This is a genomic window from Rhizobium sp. HT1-10, from assembly GCF_049472505.1.
GTDB lineage: Bacteria > Pseudomonadota > Alphaproteobacteria > Rhizobiales > Rhizobiaceae > Rhizobium.
In genome coordinates, this window is record NZ_JBCEBQ010000010.1 from 101,330 (window position 1) to 116,222 (window position 14,893).

9 protein-coding genes are annotated in these 14,893 nt (G+C 58.3%); 5 read left to right on the forward strand and 4 right to left on the reverse strand.

Going from position 1 to position 14,893, the window contains the following annotated elements:
• The first annotated feature begins 98 nt into the window (after positions 1 to 98).
• The 4 genes from VH564_RS21520 (at position 99) to VH564_RS21535 (ending at position 7,597) form a co-directional block, all read left to right on the forward strand.
• A complete protein-coding gene (locus VH564_RS21520; RefSeq protein ID WP_423341895.1) occupies positions 99 to 2,951 on the forward strand; it encodes a glycoside hydrolase family 99-like domain-containing protein in 2,853 nt (950 codons plus the stop codon).
• A gap of 69 nt (positions 2,952 to 3,020) precedes the next feature.
• Positions 3,021 to 3,887: a methyltransferase domain-containing protein gene (locus VH564_RS21525; protein ID WP_423341896.1), complete on the forward strand. Its 867-nt coding sequence runs from the start codon at positions 3,021 to 3,023 to the stop codon at positions 3,885 to 3,887.
• A 182-nt stretch (positions 3,888 to 4,069) separates the two neighbouring features.
• Positions 4,070 to 5,677, forward strand: coding sequence for a hypothetical protein (locus VH564_RS21530; protein ID WP_423341897.1), 1,608 nt, complete (start codon positions 4,070 to 4,072; stop codon positions 5,675 to 5,677).
• Positions 5,678 to 5,803: 126 nt separating this feature from the next.
• The gene (locus tag VH564_RS21535; RefSeq protein ID WP_423341898.1) at positions 5,804 to 7,597 is read left to right on the forward strand and encodes a hypothetical protein; all 1,794 of its coding nucleotides are present in this window, start codon (positions 5,804 to 5,806) and stop codon (positions 7,595 to 7,597) included.
• 96 nt (positions 7,598 to 7,693) lie between these two features.
• Here VH564_RS21535 and VH564_RS21540 read toward each other — a convergent pair whose 3' ends face one another.
• From VH564_RS21540 to VH564_RS21555, 4 genes are all read right to left on the reverse strand, one after another.
• Entirely contained in the window at positions 7,694 to 9,154 is a 1,461-nt protein-coding gene (locus tag VH564_RS21540; protein WP_423341899.1) for a pyridoxal phosphate-dependent decarboxylase family protein, read from the reverse strand.
• Complete coding sequence (locus VH564_RS21545) at positions 9,154 to 10,698, reverse strand: hypothetical protein (RefSeq protein ID WP_423341900.1); 1,545 nt, start codon at positions 10,696 to 10,698, stop codon at positions 9,154 to 9,156. The genes VH564_RS21540 and VH564_RS21545 overlap by 1 nt, the downstream gene beginning before the upstream one ends.
• A gap of 33 nt (positions 10,699 to 10,731) precedes the next feature.
• Entirely contained in the window at positions 10,732 to 12,414 is a 1,683-nt protein-coding gene (locus VH564_RS21550) for an ATP-grasp domain-containing protein (protein WP_423341901.1), read from the reverse strand.
• 328 nt (positions 12,415 to 12,742) lie between these two features.
• On the reverse strand, positions 12,743 to 13,228 hold the full coding sequence (locus tag VH564_RS21555) for a hypothetical protein (RefSeq protein ID WP_423341902.1): 486 nt from the start codon (positions 13,226 to 13,228) through the stop codon (positions 12,743 to 12,745).
• A 473-nt stretch (positions 13,229 to 13,701) separates the two neighbouring features.
• Here VH564_RS21555 and VH564_RS21560 point away from each other — a divergent pair, with 473 nt between their 5' ends.
• Complete coding sequence (locus VH564_RS21560) at positions 13,702 to 14,820, forward strand: porin (protein ID WP_423341903.1); 1,119 nt, start codon at positions 13,702 to 13,704, stop codon at positions 14,818 to 14,820.
• Positions 14,821 to 14,893 lie beyond the last annotated feature (73 nt).

The following is a 14,893-nucleotide window of genomic DNA, read 5'->3' on the forward strand; positions in this document are numbered from 1 at the left end:
CAAAAGAAGATTGTTGGATTGTTGAAGCCGATTGGCTATGGCTTTCGCAGATATCTAGTTTTGCCAAAATCATATTCATGCACTAGCAGAGAGACGCAATGAAAGTTCTCGTAGGTCTGATCGAGCATATCGGTGACATTATCGCATGCGAGCCGGTCAGTCGGTACCTTCGAAATGCCTATCCCGATGCGGAAATTTCTTGGGCTGTCAGCAAGCCTTACAGCGTTCTCATTGATGCTAATCCGAACATCGACAATACCATTGTCCTTGGTTGCCTAACGGATTGGATCAAGAAAACGAAGCATGAAGATTTCGACCTTATCGTCGATCTTCACGTCAATTACAGAGTTTGCGAATGCTGCCGCATTCCGTTGGTGAAACAGCACGGAAATCCGCTCGTCAATGCGCATGAGTGGTTCGATTACGGCTCAATCCTCGAGGCTTTCTCGATCGGGGCGGGATTGCCGCCTATGACCGTTACGCCGAAGATGTATATCGGCGCGGATATCGAAGAAACAGTCGATGGCTTGGGTCTGCCGGCGGATTATTGCGTCATTCATCGCGAATCTAACAATGTCGATAAGGATTGGGACACTGAAAAATGGCGGCAGACCGTCGCCTGGATACAGGAAAAGCACGGCCTGGCGGTCGTCGAAATCGGCGCTTCCAAGGCCGGTGCGCGGCTTCCTGACCTTCCGGGTGTCATAGATCTGACCAACAAGACATCGCTGCTCGGCACGGCTGAAGTGATCAAGCGCGCGAAGCTTTTCATCGGGGTGGATAGCGGTCCCGCTCATATGGCAAATGCTGTCGGCACGTCCGGTGTCGTCCTTCTGGGCCGTATCGGCGTGTTCAGAAAATACAATCCGTTCTCGGGCCGGTTCGCCGATGGCGGTCGCGACGTCAAGATCCTTCGCAATTTGACCGGTCGGGCAAGAGAAATTCCCGTGGAGGAGATGACAGAGGCCGTCAGTTACCTTCTGGCGCTGGCTTCGGCATCTGCAGAAAAGGATCCGGAAAACGTCGTGCCTGCCGTTACCGTTGCCGCGGCGGAGCCGGCGGAACGCGAACTTGCCATCCGCTCTGGTCTGTTTGATGCCGCATGGTACGTGCTTCACAACGAACAGGTGGGGGATAATGATCCACTCGACCATTTTCTGAGCGAAGGTGGGCGCAATCGCCTGTCGCCCAGCGCCGAGTTCGATCTTTTGCACTATCTGTCCATGAACCCCGATGTGGAAGCAGACGGCCAGAATGGCCTGCTGCACTACATGAGGGCCGGGAAACACGAAGGTAGGCCGAAATATACGGTCTATAAGCCGGCCTCGGATAAATTTTCGAGCGAAGCGGAACCGGCTTGGAAGTTGCGCACCCTGACTTCGGCAGTTGGAATGACAGCTCCCGCGGTGGCGCCCTCGTCAGATGTGCCGCGCGTTTTCGCTTTCTACCTGCCGCAATTCCATCCCATCGACCAGAACGATTGGGCGCACGGCAATGGCTTCACCGAATGGACCAATGTCATCAAGGCAAAGCCGCTTTTCCCCGGCCACTACCAGCCGCGCCTACCAGGCGAACTGGGGTATTACGACCTGCGTTCCGTCGATGTGATGCGTGCGCAGGTGGACCTGGCGCTTAGCCACGGCATTTCCGGCTTCTGCTTCTACTACTATTATTTCCAAGGCCAGAAGCTCCTCTATAAACCGATTGAGAATTACATAAATTCAGACATGAAGGCGCCGTTCTTCTATCTGTGGGCGAATGAAAACTGGAGCAAGCGCTGGGACGGCGGAGACAAGGAAGTCATCATCGCCCAGAACCATTCGCCGGAGGACGATATTGTCTTTATCCAGGAACTGGTGACGACTTTCCGGGACGAGCGATATGTGAAAGTCGATGGCCGGCCGATCCTGATGGTCTACAAGGCGCATCTGTTCGCCGACGTCAATGCGACAACCGACAGATGGCGTGCGGAAGCGGTGAAACACGGCTTCCCAGGTCTGTATCTGGTCATGGTCGATGACTGGTCGCAGGATCCGCTGCACCCGCGCGCCATGGGCTTCGATGCGACCTACGAGATCCCTTCCAACACCATTCCGCCAAATGTCCTCAGTGATCAGATCGAGGCCAAGGATCTTCCAGAGGATTTCACCGGCCATATTGTCGATTACCGCAAGTTTGCCAGCTTCCATATGGGCCGCAGCATCCCTGACTATCGGCGCCACAAAACGGTGATGGCGCCTTGGGACAACACGCCTCGATACGCGTCGCGTGCCCTTGTGCACATCAACACCGAGAATGACTCCTACCGGCTATGGCTGACGCAGACCATGTTGGATACGGCCAAGAACAGTCCACCCGATGAACGGATCGTGTTTCTGCATTCCTGGAACGAGTGGTGCGAGGGAACCTATATCGAGCCGGACGGACGCAATGGCCGGCGATATCTCGAGGAGACCAAGGCGGCGATCGACGACGTGACGGAGATCCTGGAGCTTAATCCGACAGGTTCTGCCGCCAATGCTATCGCCACCTTGCGCCGTATCGACCGAGAGAAGGACGAGGGAGCGTTTCGTGTCCTGCAGGCCACCAAGATCCACACCCGTCATATATCTAACGAACTCGACCGACTGCGCGGGGTGCTTTCTGAAGAGCGCAAGATGATGCGTGAACTCGAATCAGTCCGAAGCAGTTCGTCGGAGATTGAGGCGATGAAGTTTGCCATCGAGGTCGGACGGACGCAGCCTCAGGATGACGACGGAATCCCGAGGCAATCAGAGGTTGAGGCGATGCGGTTTGCCATTGAAGCCGAACGCGAGCGTTCCAGAGCGCACGAGATGGATGCCCTGAGATTTGCGCTCGAGGCGGAACGCCTGCGCAGTGCCGAGCTTTTGCGGTCGATCTCCTGGAGGGTAACAGCGCCTATGCGCTGGGTGCGGAGATTGGTAAAGTAAGGCTATCTACGGATAACTTGACATATATTTGAGATTACTGAAGGAGGTTGCGTGGCAGGCGATGGCTTCATGAGTTCCGACAACAAAATCTACCAGCACAAGTTCAGGGACGTGGTCGATATCATATCGGATTGGTATGAACCTTACGGAGGTGTCTCCGGTAAGGACATGCTGGAATTCGGGTGCGGGGAGGGCACCGTTGCATTGGGAATGGCGCTACGAAAGACTCCGCGCCGGGTCGTCGGAGTAGAAATACTCGATGTAGTCAATAATTGCGAGGATATCGCCCGGGACCATTTTGGACTGCAAGGTCTGCCTACCAATCTACGGCTCCAGCAGATATCGCCAGGTCAGGACCTGCGCGATCTGGGCATGTTCGATTTCATTTATTGCTGGTCTGTTTTCGAACATGTGAAACGGGACCTGCTGGAGGCGGCGTTCCGAACCATCGCGGAAGCGCTGAAACCAGAGGGCGTGTTGTTTCTCCAGATCTCGCCGCTCTATTATTCAAGAGACGGTTCTCATCTGGCGCCGTGGGTGGGCCAGCCCTGGGCTCATCTGGCGATGGAGCATGACGAGTACCGGCAAGCATTGTACAATGCGCCGCCGACCCCTCAAAATTTGCGAGAGGCCTGGTCCGTATACATACCGCTCGATGCGCCCCAGTCGGTGGAGCGCGATGCGCTCTGGGAAACCTACACCACCCTCAACAAGGTCACCGCCCCACAACTGAAGCGGGCCGCGGCTTCAGCCGGACTGGAGGTTGTGCGCGATTACCGCACGAAATTCGACGATCCGATCCCGCTGGATCTGGCGGAAATATATGACGAGGATGTGCTGAGGACGGAGCAGGTGGTCTGGTTGCTCAGGCACGAGACGCTACAAAACGGCGAAGTTGAAGCCTCGCGTGCGTCTCTTGAGGATCAAGCATACTGAGCAAGCGAATTAATCGGGGTAATCAGACAGACGCATTCTGTTCGGTGGCTTGATCCTTTTCGAAATCACCCTATTGCTATTGGTGTAGGCATGCGTGGACAAATTCTTGCGAGATGGAGATTTATCGATCTCGTGACGGGTGCTCGAGTTGGCTGCCAAGATCAGTAAGGAATTTTAGTCTGATGCCGTTAGTTTCTGGGGCCCTTGATGCTCCACGCTCGTCGACAGAAAATCTCGACGCGGCGCCTCTTTCTAAGCTGGATCTTCCTCTGGCGATACTTATCGCGATGGAAATCTGCTTTTTGGCACTTATCGTTACTAAGGCGATTGATTGGCCTTATGCCGATGATTTTGTCTACATTGATTGGCTCCAAGAGTTCCGCGACGGCAAGCCGATTTGGCAATTTTGGATGGATGCCCACGTTGCAAGCCATCCGCTCGGAACGCAGGCTATTTTTGCGATATACGTATTCCGGATTTTAGGGTTGCACTTCAGTTATCTGATCTATGCATCCGCGCTGGCGATTATCGCTTCTCAACTACTCATTTATCAGGCTTTTCGCCAAAGTTCTGCTGCCAAGAGGATTCTCGTCGTCATCGTTACGTCGATTGCTTTCTTCCATCCCATACAATCCAAGCATATTTTCTGGGCTTTTGAACTTGGTTGGTATTTCGTCAATCTGTTCATGATTCTGAACGTTATATTGGTTGAAAAAAAATACAGGCTGAGTTGGCTTTTCGCTATTGCCTCATGCATTCTGGCAAGCTTTTCCTCGGCGCAGGGCGTGTTTACCTGGGCCGCGCTTGCTCTCCACGTTTTTCTTGTGCCGTCTTTCGGGCGTCGGTGGCTGACGATCGCAGTTTCGCTGATCGGATTGCTGCTGTCGATCGCCCATCTCAAGTATTTGTCGACCTATTTTGACAATGCGAACACCAGCGTCAGCCTGGAGATCTATATTCCCTATGTTATAAAGCTGTTGGGAAGCGCTTTTGCCAACCGGTCAGACATCGTCACGCTTACCCTCGGTGGCGGCATGATCTGCGTCATGTTTCTTCTCGGATTCGCGATGTGGAGGGCAAGGCCTCTGACGCCCAATCTGCGCATCGGCGGTGTCCTGATTGTTGGCTCTGTACTCTGCCTTGCCGCCTTCGCCGTCGGCCGGGCGGACTTCGGTTTCAGTTGGGTGGCATCGCATTTCCACGTTGGCCCCATGCTAGTGCCACTTATTCTCGGGATTAGCCTCGTCTGTGTCGAACTGCTATTTCTTCCGCGGATCGGCATATGGCTCAAGCTTCCAATCCTAGCATCCCTGCTTTTTGTCTGCAGCAGCTTCATCCCGGCATTCCAATTTGGCCAAGTGGAGGTGCGTGAGGGGGTCGAAGAGCGGCAGGTCGCCAAATGGAGTCTCTGCGATGGGCGTTTCCCGGAGACGGTAAGTGCGTCCCTCAACCTCTCCATCCAGCACATCGACCTTTACAGGCGAACGGTTCCTTTCATAAAGCAACTTTGCACCGGCACGATCGATGAAAGAACACGCCGAATTTTCGAATTTCCTGCACTTTTCGAAAGCATGGCCACCGAGAAGCCGGATGCCCGCCCGGCTCTAATCGACCTGTGGACGGCCTATATCGTCCACGGCGACTTGAGGCATGCGTTCTCGATCGATGATAGCGACTATGCCAAAAAGTTGCTTTCATTCGCTACCGCGAACGCGCGCTCCGGTAGCAAGTACGACTCGGATCTGCTTGCGCCCCACTCGGCGTACTTTCTGGAAGTGGGGAAGGAATAGGGGTTGACAGTTTCTGGTTGCTTGACCGTTGATGGCAAAACCGAGCTATGCGCGCCGGCTTGCTCGGTGGTAGCGGTCGGCGATGCCAGATTTCAATATAAAACATAGTAAAAGGAAAAATGATCGGTGACGGACTTGAATCACAACTTGGCTTTTAGAGCAGAACGCCCGAGTTACATTGTTCTTCTGCAAGGTGCCGTTGCTGTTGTCGGGTTTCTGATCGCCGTCTACACGATCTATTGGGTGTCGGCACATCATTACGTCATGCCGGTCAACGACGACATTTATGATCGCACGCGCTTCATCCGGGCAAGGCCGTCTTGGAGCAATTTTTTTAGTTATCTTATCGCTCCACACAATGAACATCGCATCGCCACCACGCGCGCAATCGCGCTGCTCGATGATTATTTTCTGCGCGGCAAGGAGCAGCTGCAGGTTGGGCTTTGCGTGTTCCTGCAGGTCTTGATGGCGGTTATCTCGGTCGTCGTACTGGCGCGAGAGGACAACGAACGCGGCAATTTTGCAAAATACGTCTTTCCTTTTGGCGTTATCATTGTTCTGTTTGTCAATCCGATGTTCCTTTACACCTTCGCGATCCAGTTCCAGATACAGCATACCCTGATGGCGACCTTGGTCGTCGGTCTCGCGGCGTGGATGAGCATGCGGATCGAAACCACGCCGTCTTCGCGTGAGTTTGCAGCCTTTGTTGCTGCGACATTTGTCCTTGCGGTGCTTGCAACATTCACGCTTGGTAATGCACCTGTGTTGCTGATGACATGCGCTGGCATGGCCGTCCTCGCACGGTGGCCTCTAAAGTTCACCGCAGTGCTTACGTTGCTGGCGATCGCGCATGTGGGCCTAACATTCCTGACGAAGGAAGCGGCAACCCACGACGGCATTGCCAGCGTCCTTGATCTCGTCAAGTTCGCTCTCATCTATCTTGGCGCGCCGTTCATCCGCTTCGGACCTTGGCCATCCTCGTTCGCCACATGGTCGAGCTCCGTTACGCTGACTTATCTTCTCGGGGTTGCCATCTTTGGTATATTTTCCGCGGCGGTGATGATCCGTCTGGCACGTCCGCGTTTTGGCGGTCGTGCAATGTCGTTCGGTATTTTCGTGCTGACCTGCATCATCATCACGGCGTTTGCAGGCGCCTATTCGCGCGCGGGATTTGGTGTTCTGGAGGGTGCCAACAAGAAATACGCCTCCTTCGCAGCGCTCGGCTGGCTTGGCGCGCTGGCGATCTGCATCGGCATGATTCGCGAACTCTGCGCCCGCCGAGTGATACTCGGGGTCACGGCCGTCTATCTTGCCGCCGCTGCCGTGGTTTTCTCCATGAGTATCGACGCAGGTAGTAACGAGATGCGGGTCTGGCAAAAGGCGGCGGATAAAAATGCCGAGTCCAGCATAGCGGTGCTGTTCAAGGTCAACAGCGACGCACTGCTTCATGATCTTTATCCAGATCCACCCGCTGCATCCGAATATTTCCACGATATAGAGCGAAGAAATCTAAGCGTATTTTCCAGATATGCCATCCGGTGGGGAGATGACATGGCAGTGCGTTTTACCGGCTACAAGGAGACGGTCTGCAAGGGCGAGGTCGAGCGTTTTGACCCCATTGCGCCGGGCGATCTGACCAAGGTGTTTGATGCGCCGGGCGCTCCGTTCACGATGAGAGGCTGGGCTTGGATGACGGAGAGCCACGCGCCTGCCTCTTACGTCGTCACTGTCGACGAGGCGAATCGCATTGTTGGGTTCGCGCTCTCTACGCGTGTGAGCGAAAGAGCCGAAGAGTGGCTTTCCCAGAAATTCAACGGCAATCTGGGTTGGTACGGCCTTGCCCGACTGACGGATACCGGTCCCGCGCATTTCTACGCCGTATCGGAAGCCAGCAAGGAGTACTGCACGATCAACCGATAGTCCGCGGCAGAATGAGACGGCTTCGTCGCGGCGTGACAAGCGCAGCCTGCGGCCCGCACAACCGGTCTACGAGACATGAACGGCGTAATCGGTCAACTATAGCCGCTTATCGCCCAGATACCGATCGATGTGGCCGATGAATGCATCGATATCGTCGCGCGTGGTGCGGTGATTGACAATGGCGCAGCGGATGACGAGGTCGCCGTTGATGACGGTCCAGGATGGGGCGGCGATGCCGGCTTCCTGGATGTCGAGCACGAGGGTGCGGATGAAGGCGGAGTCTTCGCCGCGAATGTTGAAGCAGACGATGTTGAGTGCGACCGGCGCCTTCAGCTCCAGCCGTGGATGGTGCTCGACGCGTTCTACGAGATAGGCGGCGACGTGGCAGGTCTCTGCGATGGCCTGCCCGATGCGCTCGCTACCGAGCGTCTCGATCGTCATCCAGGTTTTCAACGCCCGAAATCCGCGCGACAGGTCCGGACCGAGGTCGCAAGGCCATGTCTCTCCTGCCGCAAGGCCGCGATCGGCGCGCTGCAGGTAGGCGGTCGGTTGGGCGAAGGTGCGCCTGTGCGCCGCGCTGTCTCGTACCAGCAGGAAGCCGGCATCGTAGGGCACATGTCCCCATTTGTGAAAGTCGAGCGCGACCGAGGCCGATCTTTCGATGCCGGCGAAAAGTCCACGCAGTTCGCAGGACAACACGGCCAGGGCGCCGATGGCGCCGTCGACGTGGAGCCAGAGGTTTTCTCGGGCTGCGATCGCGGCGAGGCTTTCCAGCGGATCGATGGCCCCGGTGTTGACGGTGCCGGCCGTGCCGACGACGAGAAAGGGCAGATGCCCGGCGGCGCGATCGGCCTCGATCATCGCGGACAGGACCTCGGGCCGCATTCGACCGCTGGCGTCGACTGCGACCAGTCTGAGATTGGCCGAGCCGATGCCGGAGAGCTGCATGGCCTGGGCGATGCAGCCATGGGCCTCGCTCGAGGTATAGGCGGTGAGTTGCTGCTGTTGGGCAAGGCCTGCCTGCCGCACCTGCTGACCGAGGGCTTCCGTCTTGGCGATGGTCACGGCCAGGAAATTGGCCATCGACGAGCCGGTGAGGAAAAGACCGCTCGCCCCAGTCGGGTAGCCGAGGGCTTCGCTCATCCAGCGGACGATCTGCTGCTCGACCTCGATGCCGACATGGTCGCGGCCGCCGCAGTTGAGATTAAGGCCGGCAGCGATCATCTCGGCCACCATGCCGACCGGTGTGCCCGCACCGTGCACCCATCCCATGAACAGGGGATGCAGGTTGCCGGTCGCATAGGGCAGAATGTGGCTACGCACATCGTCCAACACGTCGCCGAGTTGGCGTTGCTCATGGGGCAGGGCGCGCGCGAACCGCTGGCGCGTCTCGGCGGCCGGCGCCCGCCATACCGGCCCCTCTCTGATCGTCTCGATGTGGCCGATCATATCATCGAGCATCTGATGGGCGAGGGCGCGAAATTCACCCCAGTCCGACGGGTCGAGGTTGGCCGAGGGTACGAGGGGGCGCTTCGGTTCTTGCGTCTCTCCGGACATCAGAGCGTCCGGACGTGACGAAGCACGGCCTCGAGCTTGGAAAAGGCAGCGTCCAACCTGGCTTCGACCGGCCGGAAGGCGTGGTGCATGGGGTGTCCATCGGCCATGCGACTTGCGACGTCGGAGATATCCCGCGCGGAGGCAGCGATCCGCAGTACGCTGCGTGTTCCGAGGCGCACCGCCTGGCCGAGGTGGCAGATCGGCCCGCCGCTCCATTCCCGCATCGACAGATGGATTGCCTGGCTCTCCTCGAACGATGCAAAGGCGCCCGTTGGCATGGTGATCGTGAAGGGCACGACGGTCCGCAGATTGAGATGCTCGCCCTCGTCATTGCCATGCAGAGAGATACCGTCGGTGCGTTCGATGCGGGTGCGAACGTGCTCGACGAAACGCGCTTTGATCATCGCCTGCGGGCCTTCGGGAATTGCAGTGTACCGATCAAGGCCGTTGGAAGCGGCGACCCAGCGCAGACCCAGGCCGAGATTGAAGTCGGCGCCATAGGCAAGGCCCATCTTGCCGCGCAGCGATGATGGCCAGTCATAGGCGGCCGTGTAGGCGCCCAGACCGGCCGGCAGCGAACCATGGGCGGCAAAGGCTTGTGCGAGGGGCTGCGGGACAAGCAGAGCCCCGGAGAAGGGGGGGCCGGCAACGAATTTCGAGCCTGTCACCACCACAACGAAGCCATCGGCGATATCCTGCCCGATGTCAGACACCGAGCACCGGAACTGGCAGGCGTCGACGATGACATGGACGCGATCAGGCGCCAGCGATACGGCATGGCGGGCGGCCTGCCGCGTGACACCGGACAGGCCCGTCTTCGATGTGTCGAGCACGTGGACGAGAACATCGCGGTCCCGCTTCAGTTCGCCCTCGACGGCCGCAATCAGCTCGGCGTCGATGTCGGCCTGCTGGCGGGGCTCGCCCTCGGGCATCCTGATGGCGATGGAGCGCACCTCGATAAGGTCGGTGTTCAATCCGTCCAACGCTGCGCCGGCTTCGACGGCTTCACCGAGTGCGGCAAGGTCCGAGTAATGGCGGCCCGCCGCCGCTCTCGGGACGCCGCTACCAGTCTCGTCAGGCGCAATGAGGATGTTCGTGAGGGGACGCGTGGAAAGCCGGGAGAACAGGCAGAGCGCCATGAGCTCCGCGTCCGTTCCCGAAGCGGCAAGGACGACTTCGGCGCCAGAGCAGCCGAGGCTGCGGGCAATGCCGCCACGAATGTCGGCAAACCAGCGGTCGATCGCCACGGGTGATGCCGAGCCGAGGTTGACGAGACGCTCCAGGGCAACGCCCGCCGCCCGGAAACCTTCGGTCGAGACATTGCTGGCAGTGGTCGACGAAAAGGAAATCTCGTCGTCGGCCGGCGTGGTCAAGGTGCCGTATCTGTTCCGTCGGTGGATAGGATGGGCAAGAATACGCCGGTCGCCGCCCGCTCCGAGCAGGAGCGAGACGGAGGCAAGCGATTGGGAAAGAAGCTGCTGCTGGTCCGATGTCGGCGCGTGATCTGCCGACATCGGGGTGATGAGGTGCTGACGTGCAGCCATGGTGGTCTCCGAATTAGGCTGCAAGCATCGGCTTCATGCGTTTGGCTCTTCCGACGTCACCGCGCCGGCAACGTAGGAGATCGAGATCTCGTGGTTAATCAGCGGAGCCAGATCGCTTGCCCGCTGCGTGAATTCAAGGCCGCAGCGGTCGATATAGGCCCGGTCCACACGGGCGCTGAGGCCGGGATCGATGATCTTTTCGCCGTCCCAGAAGACTGCATGGCCCGTGTTGGGGACCGTCGGCGACACTACGCCGATGATCGCCGGCTTGTTCCAGAGCATGTAGATGCTGCTGAGGAGAACCAAGCCGCATTGGTTGGCGACGCCACGCATGATCGAATGGCTCATCGGGCCGCCCAGAGGGAACATCGGATCGCAACTACGGGCGACCTGCTGGATTTCCTCATAGGTCCTGCCGGTGAACATCGCCAAAGCGCAGATCAGGCAGTCGTCATCCGTTCGCTGATAGACGGCTGGCCGCCCGGTGTTGGCGCAGGTAACGGGCGAGGTCGAAGTTGCGCGCCACATGCGGTCTCGCAAGGCTTCCTCGAAGGCGGCAAACAGCTTGCCCATCGCCTTTTTCTTGTAGGGGAACACCGTTTCCGGATCCATCGAATGGACGATCATGGCGACATCCGCTTCGAACATCAGCAGGCGGCCATCCGAAAGCTCGGCGCAGTCGATGGAGAAATAGTCGAGACCGAAGCGGCGGTGCAGAGCGTCGAAGGCGGCGGCATGGCGGACGGCGAAATCGCTGTCGAAGCTGGCCATCCACTCAGCCTCTTCCTCACGCCGCTCGGCATGCTGCGCCATGCCGGCGCTGAGGTAATGGACCATCCAGTGGTCCGAGATCGCCAGATGGCTGGCATAGGCCTTGCCGTTGATGAAGGCGATCCGCTGCTTGCGGAACTTGCCGTCCGCGTCGCTGTAGTCGATGAACGGCGTCAGGTAGAAATCGCTGTCCGTCTGGGCATTGAGGTAGCCGGTCAGCTCCCAGCGGGCCGAGATCTTCTCCATGCCCTTGCCGGCATGGGTGCCCAGCGGCCGCACGATGATGGGAAAACGGGCCCCTTCGAGAAGCTTGCCAAGTTGGACCTCGCCGTGGGACAGCTTCTGCAGCGCGTCGCGCGTCACACGCACGGTGGCGGGCGCAAGCACCGCACGCTCATCCTTGAAAGCGTTGGCGACGCCGTCTCTCGAGAGATCCATGATGGCGCGTGGGGCATTGTTGACGATCGGGCCGGACCAGTCGCGCAACAGCCGCTCGACATTCTCGAGCACCGGTAGATTGGCGGTCGATTCGCCAATAGCGACAAAGGCGACGTCGTGGTCTGGGATATCGGTGAGTTCTTTGGTGTCGGCATCGATGTAGTAGAGCAAAAGGTTGGTGTCGGACTGTTCCAGCAGGAACTCGATCGGCGTGTTCGCCATGAAATCGCCGGCCGTCATGAAGACGAGAATGTTGAGGCCGGTGCCGCGACCATTCTGAATTCGGTATTGGCGGCTGAGTTCGAGCGCTGCCTTCTGGCTGATGACAGCCTTTTCCGGCTCGCCCACCGTGTGCAGGACGATCGAGGCATCCATGAAGGCGGCGGCGTCGGAGAGGTCCGTGGACGCTCGGGCCAGAAGCTGGTTCCAGAGAGGTGCAATATCTCTCTTCTCGTAGATTGCCCGAACGATCGGCGCCTTCCCCGTGATCAGGTAGGGGTCCGACAATGTCTGCACCTGAGCCGCTGCACTTTTCAAACTATCAAGCCTTCCACTATGCGGCGATGCGAACCTTGCAAGGCACGACCCCGCTTTCAGATACATGTTCCTCCCGACTGTCGCCTGCAGCGCTTGCGCGAGCCTTGTCCATGAGCATTGAATGATTTTCGAGGCCGGAACTTTTGTGGAGAATGGGCGCGATAAAACAGGAAGGGCCGACGGGCCCTCCGCACTTCACGGGAGGGTTCACGTGAGCAGAAGAAGCGCGCAGCGAAGGATAGATCCGCAGCTCGATTGCAATACAGTGAGCTGCAATATCTATTGCTGTTGCCCGCTCTCAGCCCATCGGATTGGGGAGATAGCCGGTGAAGCCGGAGATCTTCCAGCGGCCCGCGTGCAAGCGGCAATAATAGAGTGTCTGCCACAGCATGACATCGCGGCTGCCATCCGTCTTCGTCAGCCCGCCGTCAAACTTCTTGCGCACCAGCGCCGTTTCTCCGGCAATTTCTATGTCTTCCAGCGTGGTCGCCGTGAAGATGGCGTTGCGTGGGTCCTCGGCGAAGGATTGCGATGCAAATTCGCGCGCCTGGCGCAGCCATTCGTCCCGGTAAGCGGAGAGCGTCGGAAACGTCAGGCGCCACTGGTCCGGACTGGTCTCGTGCCTGCCGTCTATTCCGATGAAGCCATCCTCGACGAAGTCGCCGGCAACCATCGACCAGTCGGCAGCCAGGAATGCGTCGATATCGCGGGGCACCAGCATTTCCCAGATTGCGTGCCGGACGCTGTCGGATGCCGGAAATGGGTTTTGAAACGGATCGCGCATGGAGGCCTCGAAGGAGTCATTTCATAGGGGTAGTCGCCGCTGCCAACATGGCTTTCAGACGCGCCTTGTCAACGTCACCTGCGGCGATCGCACGCAGTCATTATAGACAAAGAGGTCGAAGACAGAGCGTCGCGCGCTGCTGCGTAGCCAATCGACCGATTTCGATTCGATGATTTGGCCGCCATCGCGTGCTCCTTCGATCGCCAATGCGCCCGAAGCGCGGCATTCCGGCGACTATTATAGAACGTCGCTCGGCTATCCGTTTTGTAAATGTGGTGTGACAGTCGCGTGGCGCGAAAACACCGATGCCGGCGGCCCCGTTTCGGGCGATGGAAGCTGTACCGGTCTGCGGTTTGGCCATAGCCTTTGTCCTACGAGCGAAAGCTCCGGAATAACTTGCTCCACCACCGCAGGCCTCCGACGGTATCGGCTCCTTCGATGCTTCGCCCTGCACCGAAAAAATGGATTTAAAGATGATTATCAAGGGTCTTCTCCTTGCATCGGCTGCTGCCCTGTCGGCATTTTCGGCTGCCAACGCTGCAGACGCTATTGTTGCGGCTGAGCCGGAACCGCTGCAGTATGTCCGCATTTGCGACGCTTACGGCGCCGGCTATTTCTACATTCCTGGTTCGGAAACCTGCCTGAAAATCGGCGGCATGGTTCGCACCGAAGGCGAGTGGAAGGATGCCTACCAGCCCGACCACAAGATCGGCACGCTTTGGCATACCCGCGCTGAACTGAACCTCGACACCGCGACCGACACCGAATACGGCGCGCTGAAGACAAACATGGTCTTCCGTTGGGATTCGCAGGAAGGCACCAACTCCACCAAGGTGCTGTTTGCAAACATCACCCTCGGCGGCTTCCTGGTCGGCAAGGCCGACTCGCAGTTCTCGTCCTATCCGGGCTATGCTGGCGACATCATCCAGGACGACGTGATCTCCTACGGCCCTGGACCGACGAACACCGAACTCAACCAGCTGACCTACACCTACGACGCTGGAAACGGCTTTACCGCTGTTGCCTCGATCGAAGACAGCGGCTCCAACGGCGATACCTACTACGACTCCGGCTTCACGCAGAGCAACGGCCGCAGCTGGCAGGTCTCCAAGAACGATCAGTATGCTCCTGATGCAGTTGCAGGCTTCGGCTACAAGGCCGGCATGTGGGGCATCAAGGTCGTCGGCGGTTATGACTCGATCGTCGAAGAAGGCGCTATCAAGGCACGCGTCGATGCCGATTTCGGCACCTTCTCTGCCTTCCTGATGGGCGGTTGGAACACCGATGGCGACAAGCTCAACAAGTACGCTTCCGGCTACGTCACCGATGGCGCTTGCCCGGTCAACAAGGAAGAGCTTTGCGGCTGGGGCGACTGGGCCGTTTGGGGCGGCGGCGCTGCCAACATCAACGACAAGCTGAAGGCCAACGTCCAGGTTGCCTACACGGACTCGAAGATCTTCGCAGCCGCAGCCAACCTCAAGTACTTTCCGGTCAAGAACTTCCTGATCGAGCCAGAAGTCGAATACACCAACTGGGACTCGACCAACAACCACGCTTGGGCCGGCATCCTGCGCTTCCAGCGTACGTTCTGATACCCGCTTGACTGCATAGGCTGAAGCATGGCCCGGCACCCGCCGGGCCATGTTTTTTTGTGGTTGATGCGGT

Coding starts and splice junctions, on each gene's coding strand:
- VH564_RS21520 (WP_423341895.1), top strand. CDS start 99: ATGAAAGTTCTCGTAGGTCTGATCGAGCATATCGGTGACATTATCGCA.
- VH564_RS21545 (WP_423341900.1), bottom strand. CDS start 10,698: ATGGCTGCACGTCAGCACCTCATCACCCCGATGTCGGCAGATCACGCG.
- VH564_RS21530 (WP_423341897.1), top strand. CDS start 4,070: ATGCCGTTAGTTTCTGGGGCCCTTGATGCTCCACGCTCGTCGACAGAA.
- VH564_RS21560 (WP_423341903.1), top strand. CDS start 13,702: ATGATTATCAAGGGTCTTCTCCTTGCATCGGCTGCTGCCCTGTCGGCA.
- VH564_RS21525 (WP_423341896.1), top strand. CDS start 3,021: ATGAGTTCCGACAACAAAATCTACCAGCACAAGTTCAGGGACGTGGTC.
- VH564_RS21540 (WP_423341899.1), bottom strand. CDS start 9,154: ATGTCCGGAGAGACGCAAGAACCGAAGCGCCCCCTCGTACCCTCGGCC.
- VH564_RS21555 (WP_423341902.1), bottom strand. CDS start 13,228: ATGCGCGATCCGTTTCAAAACCCATTTCCGGCATCCGACAGCGTCCGG.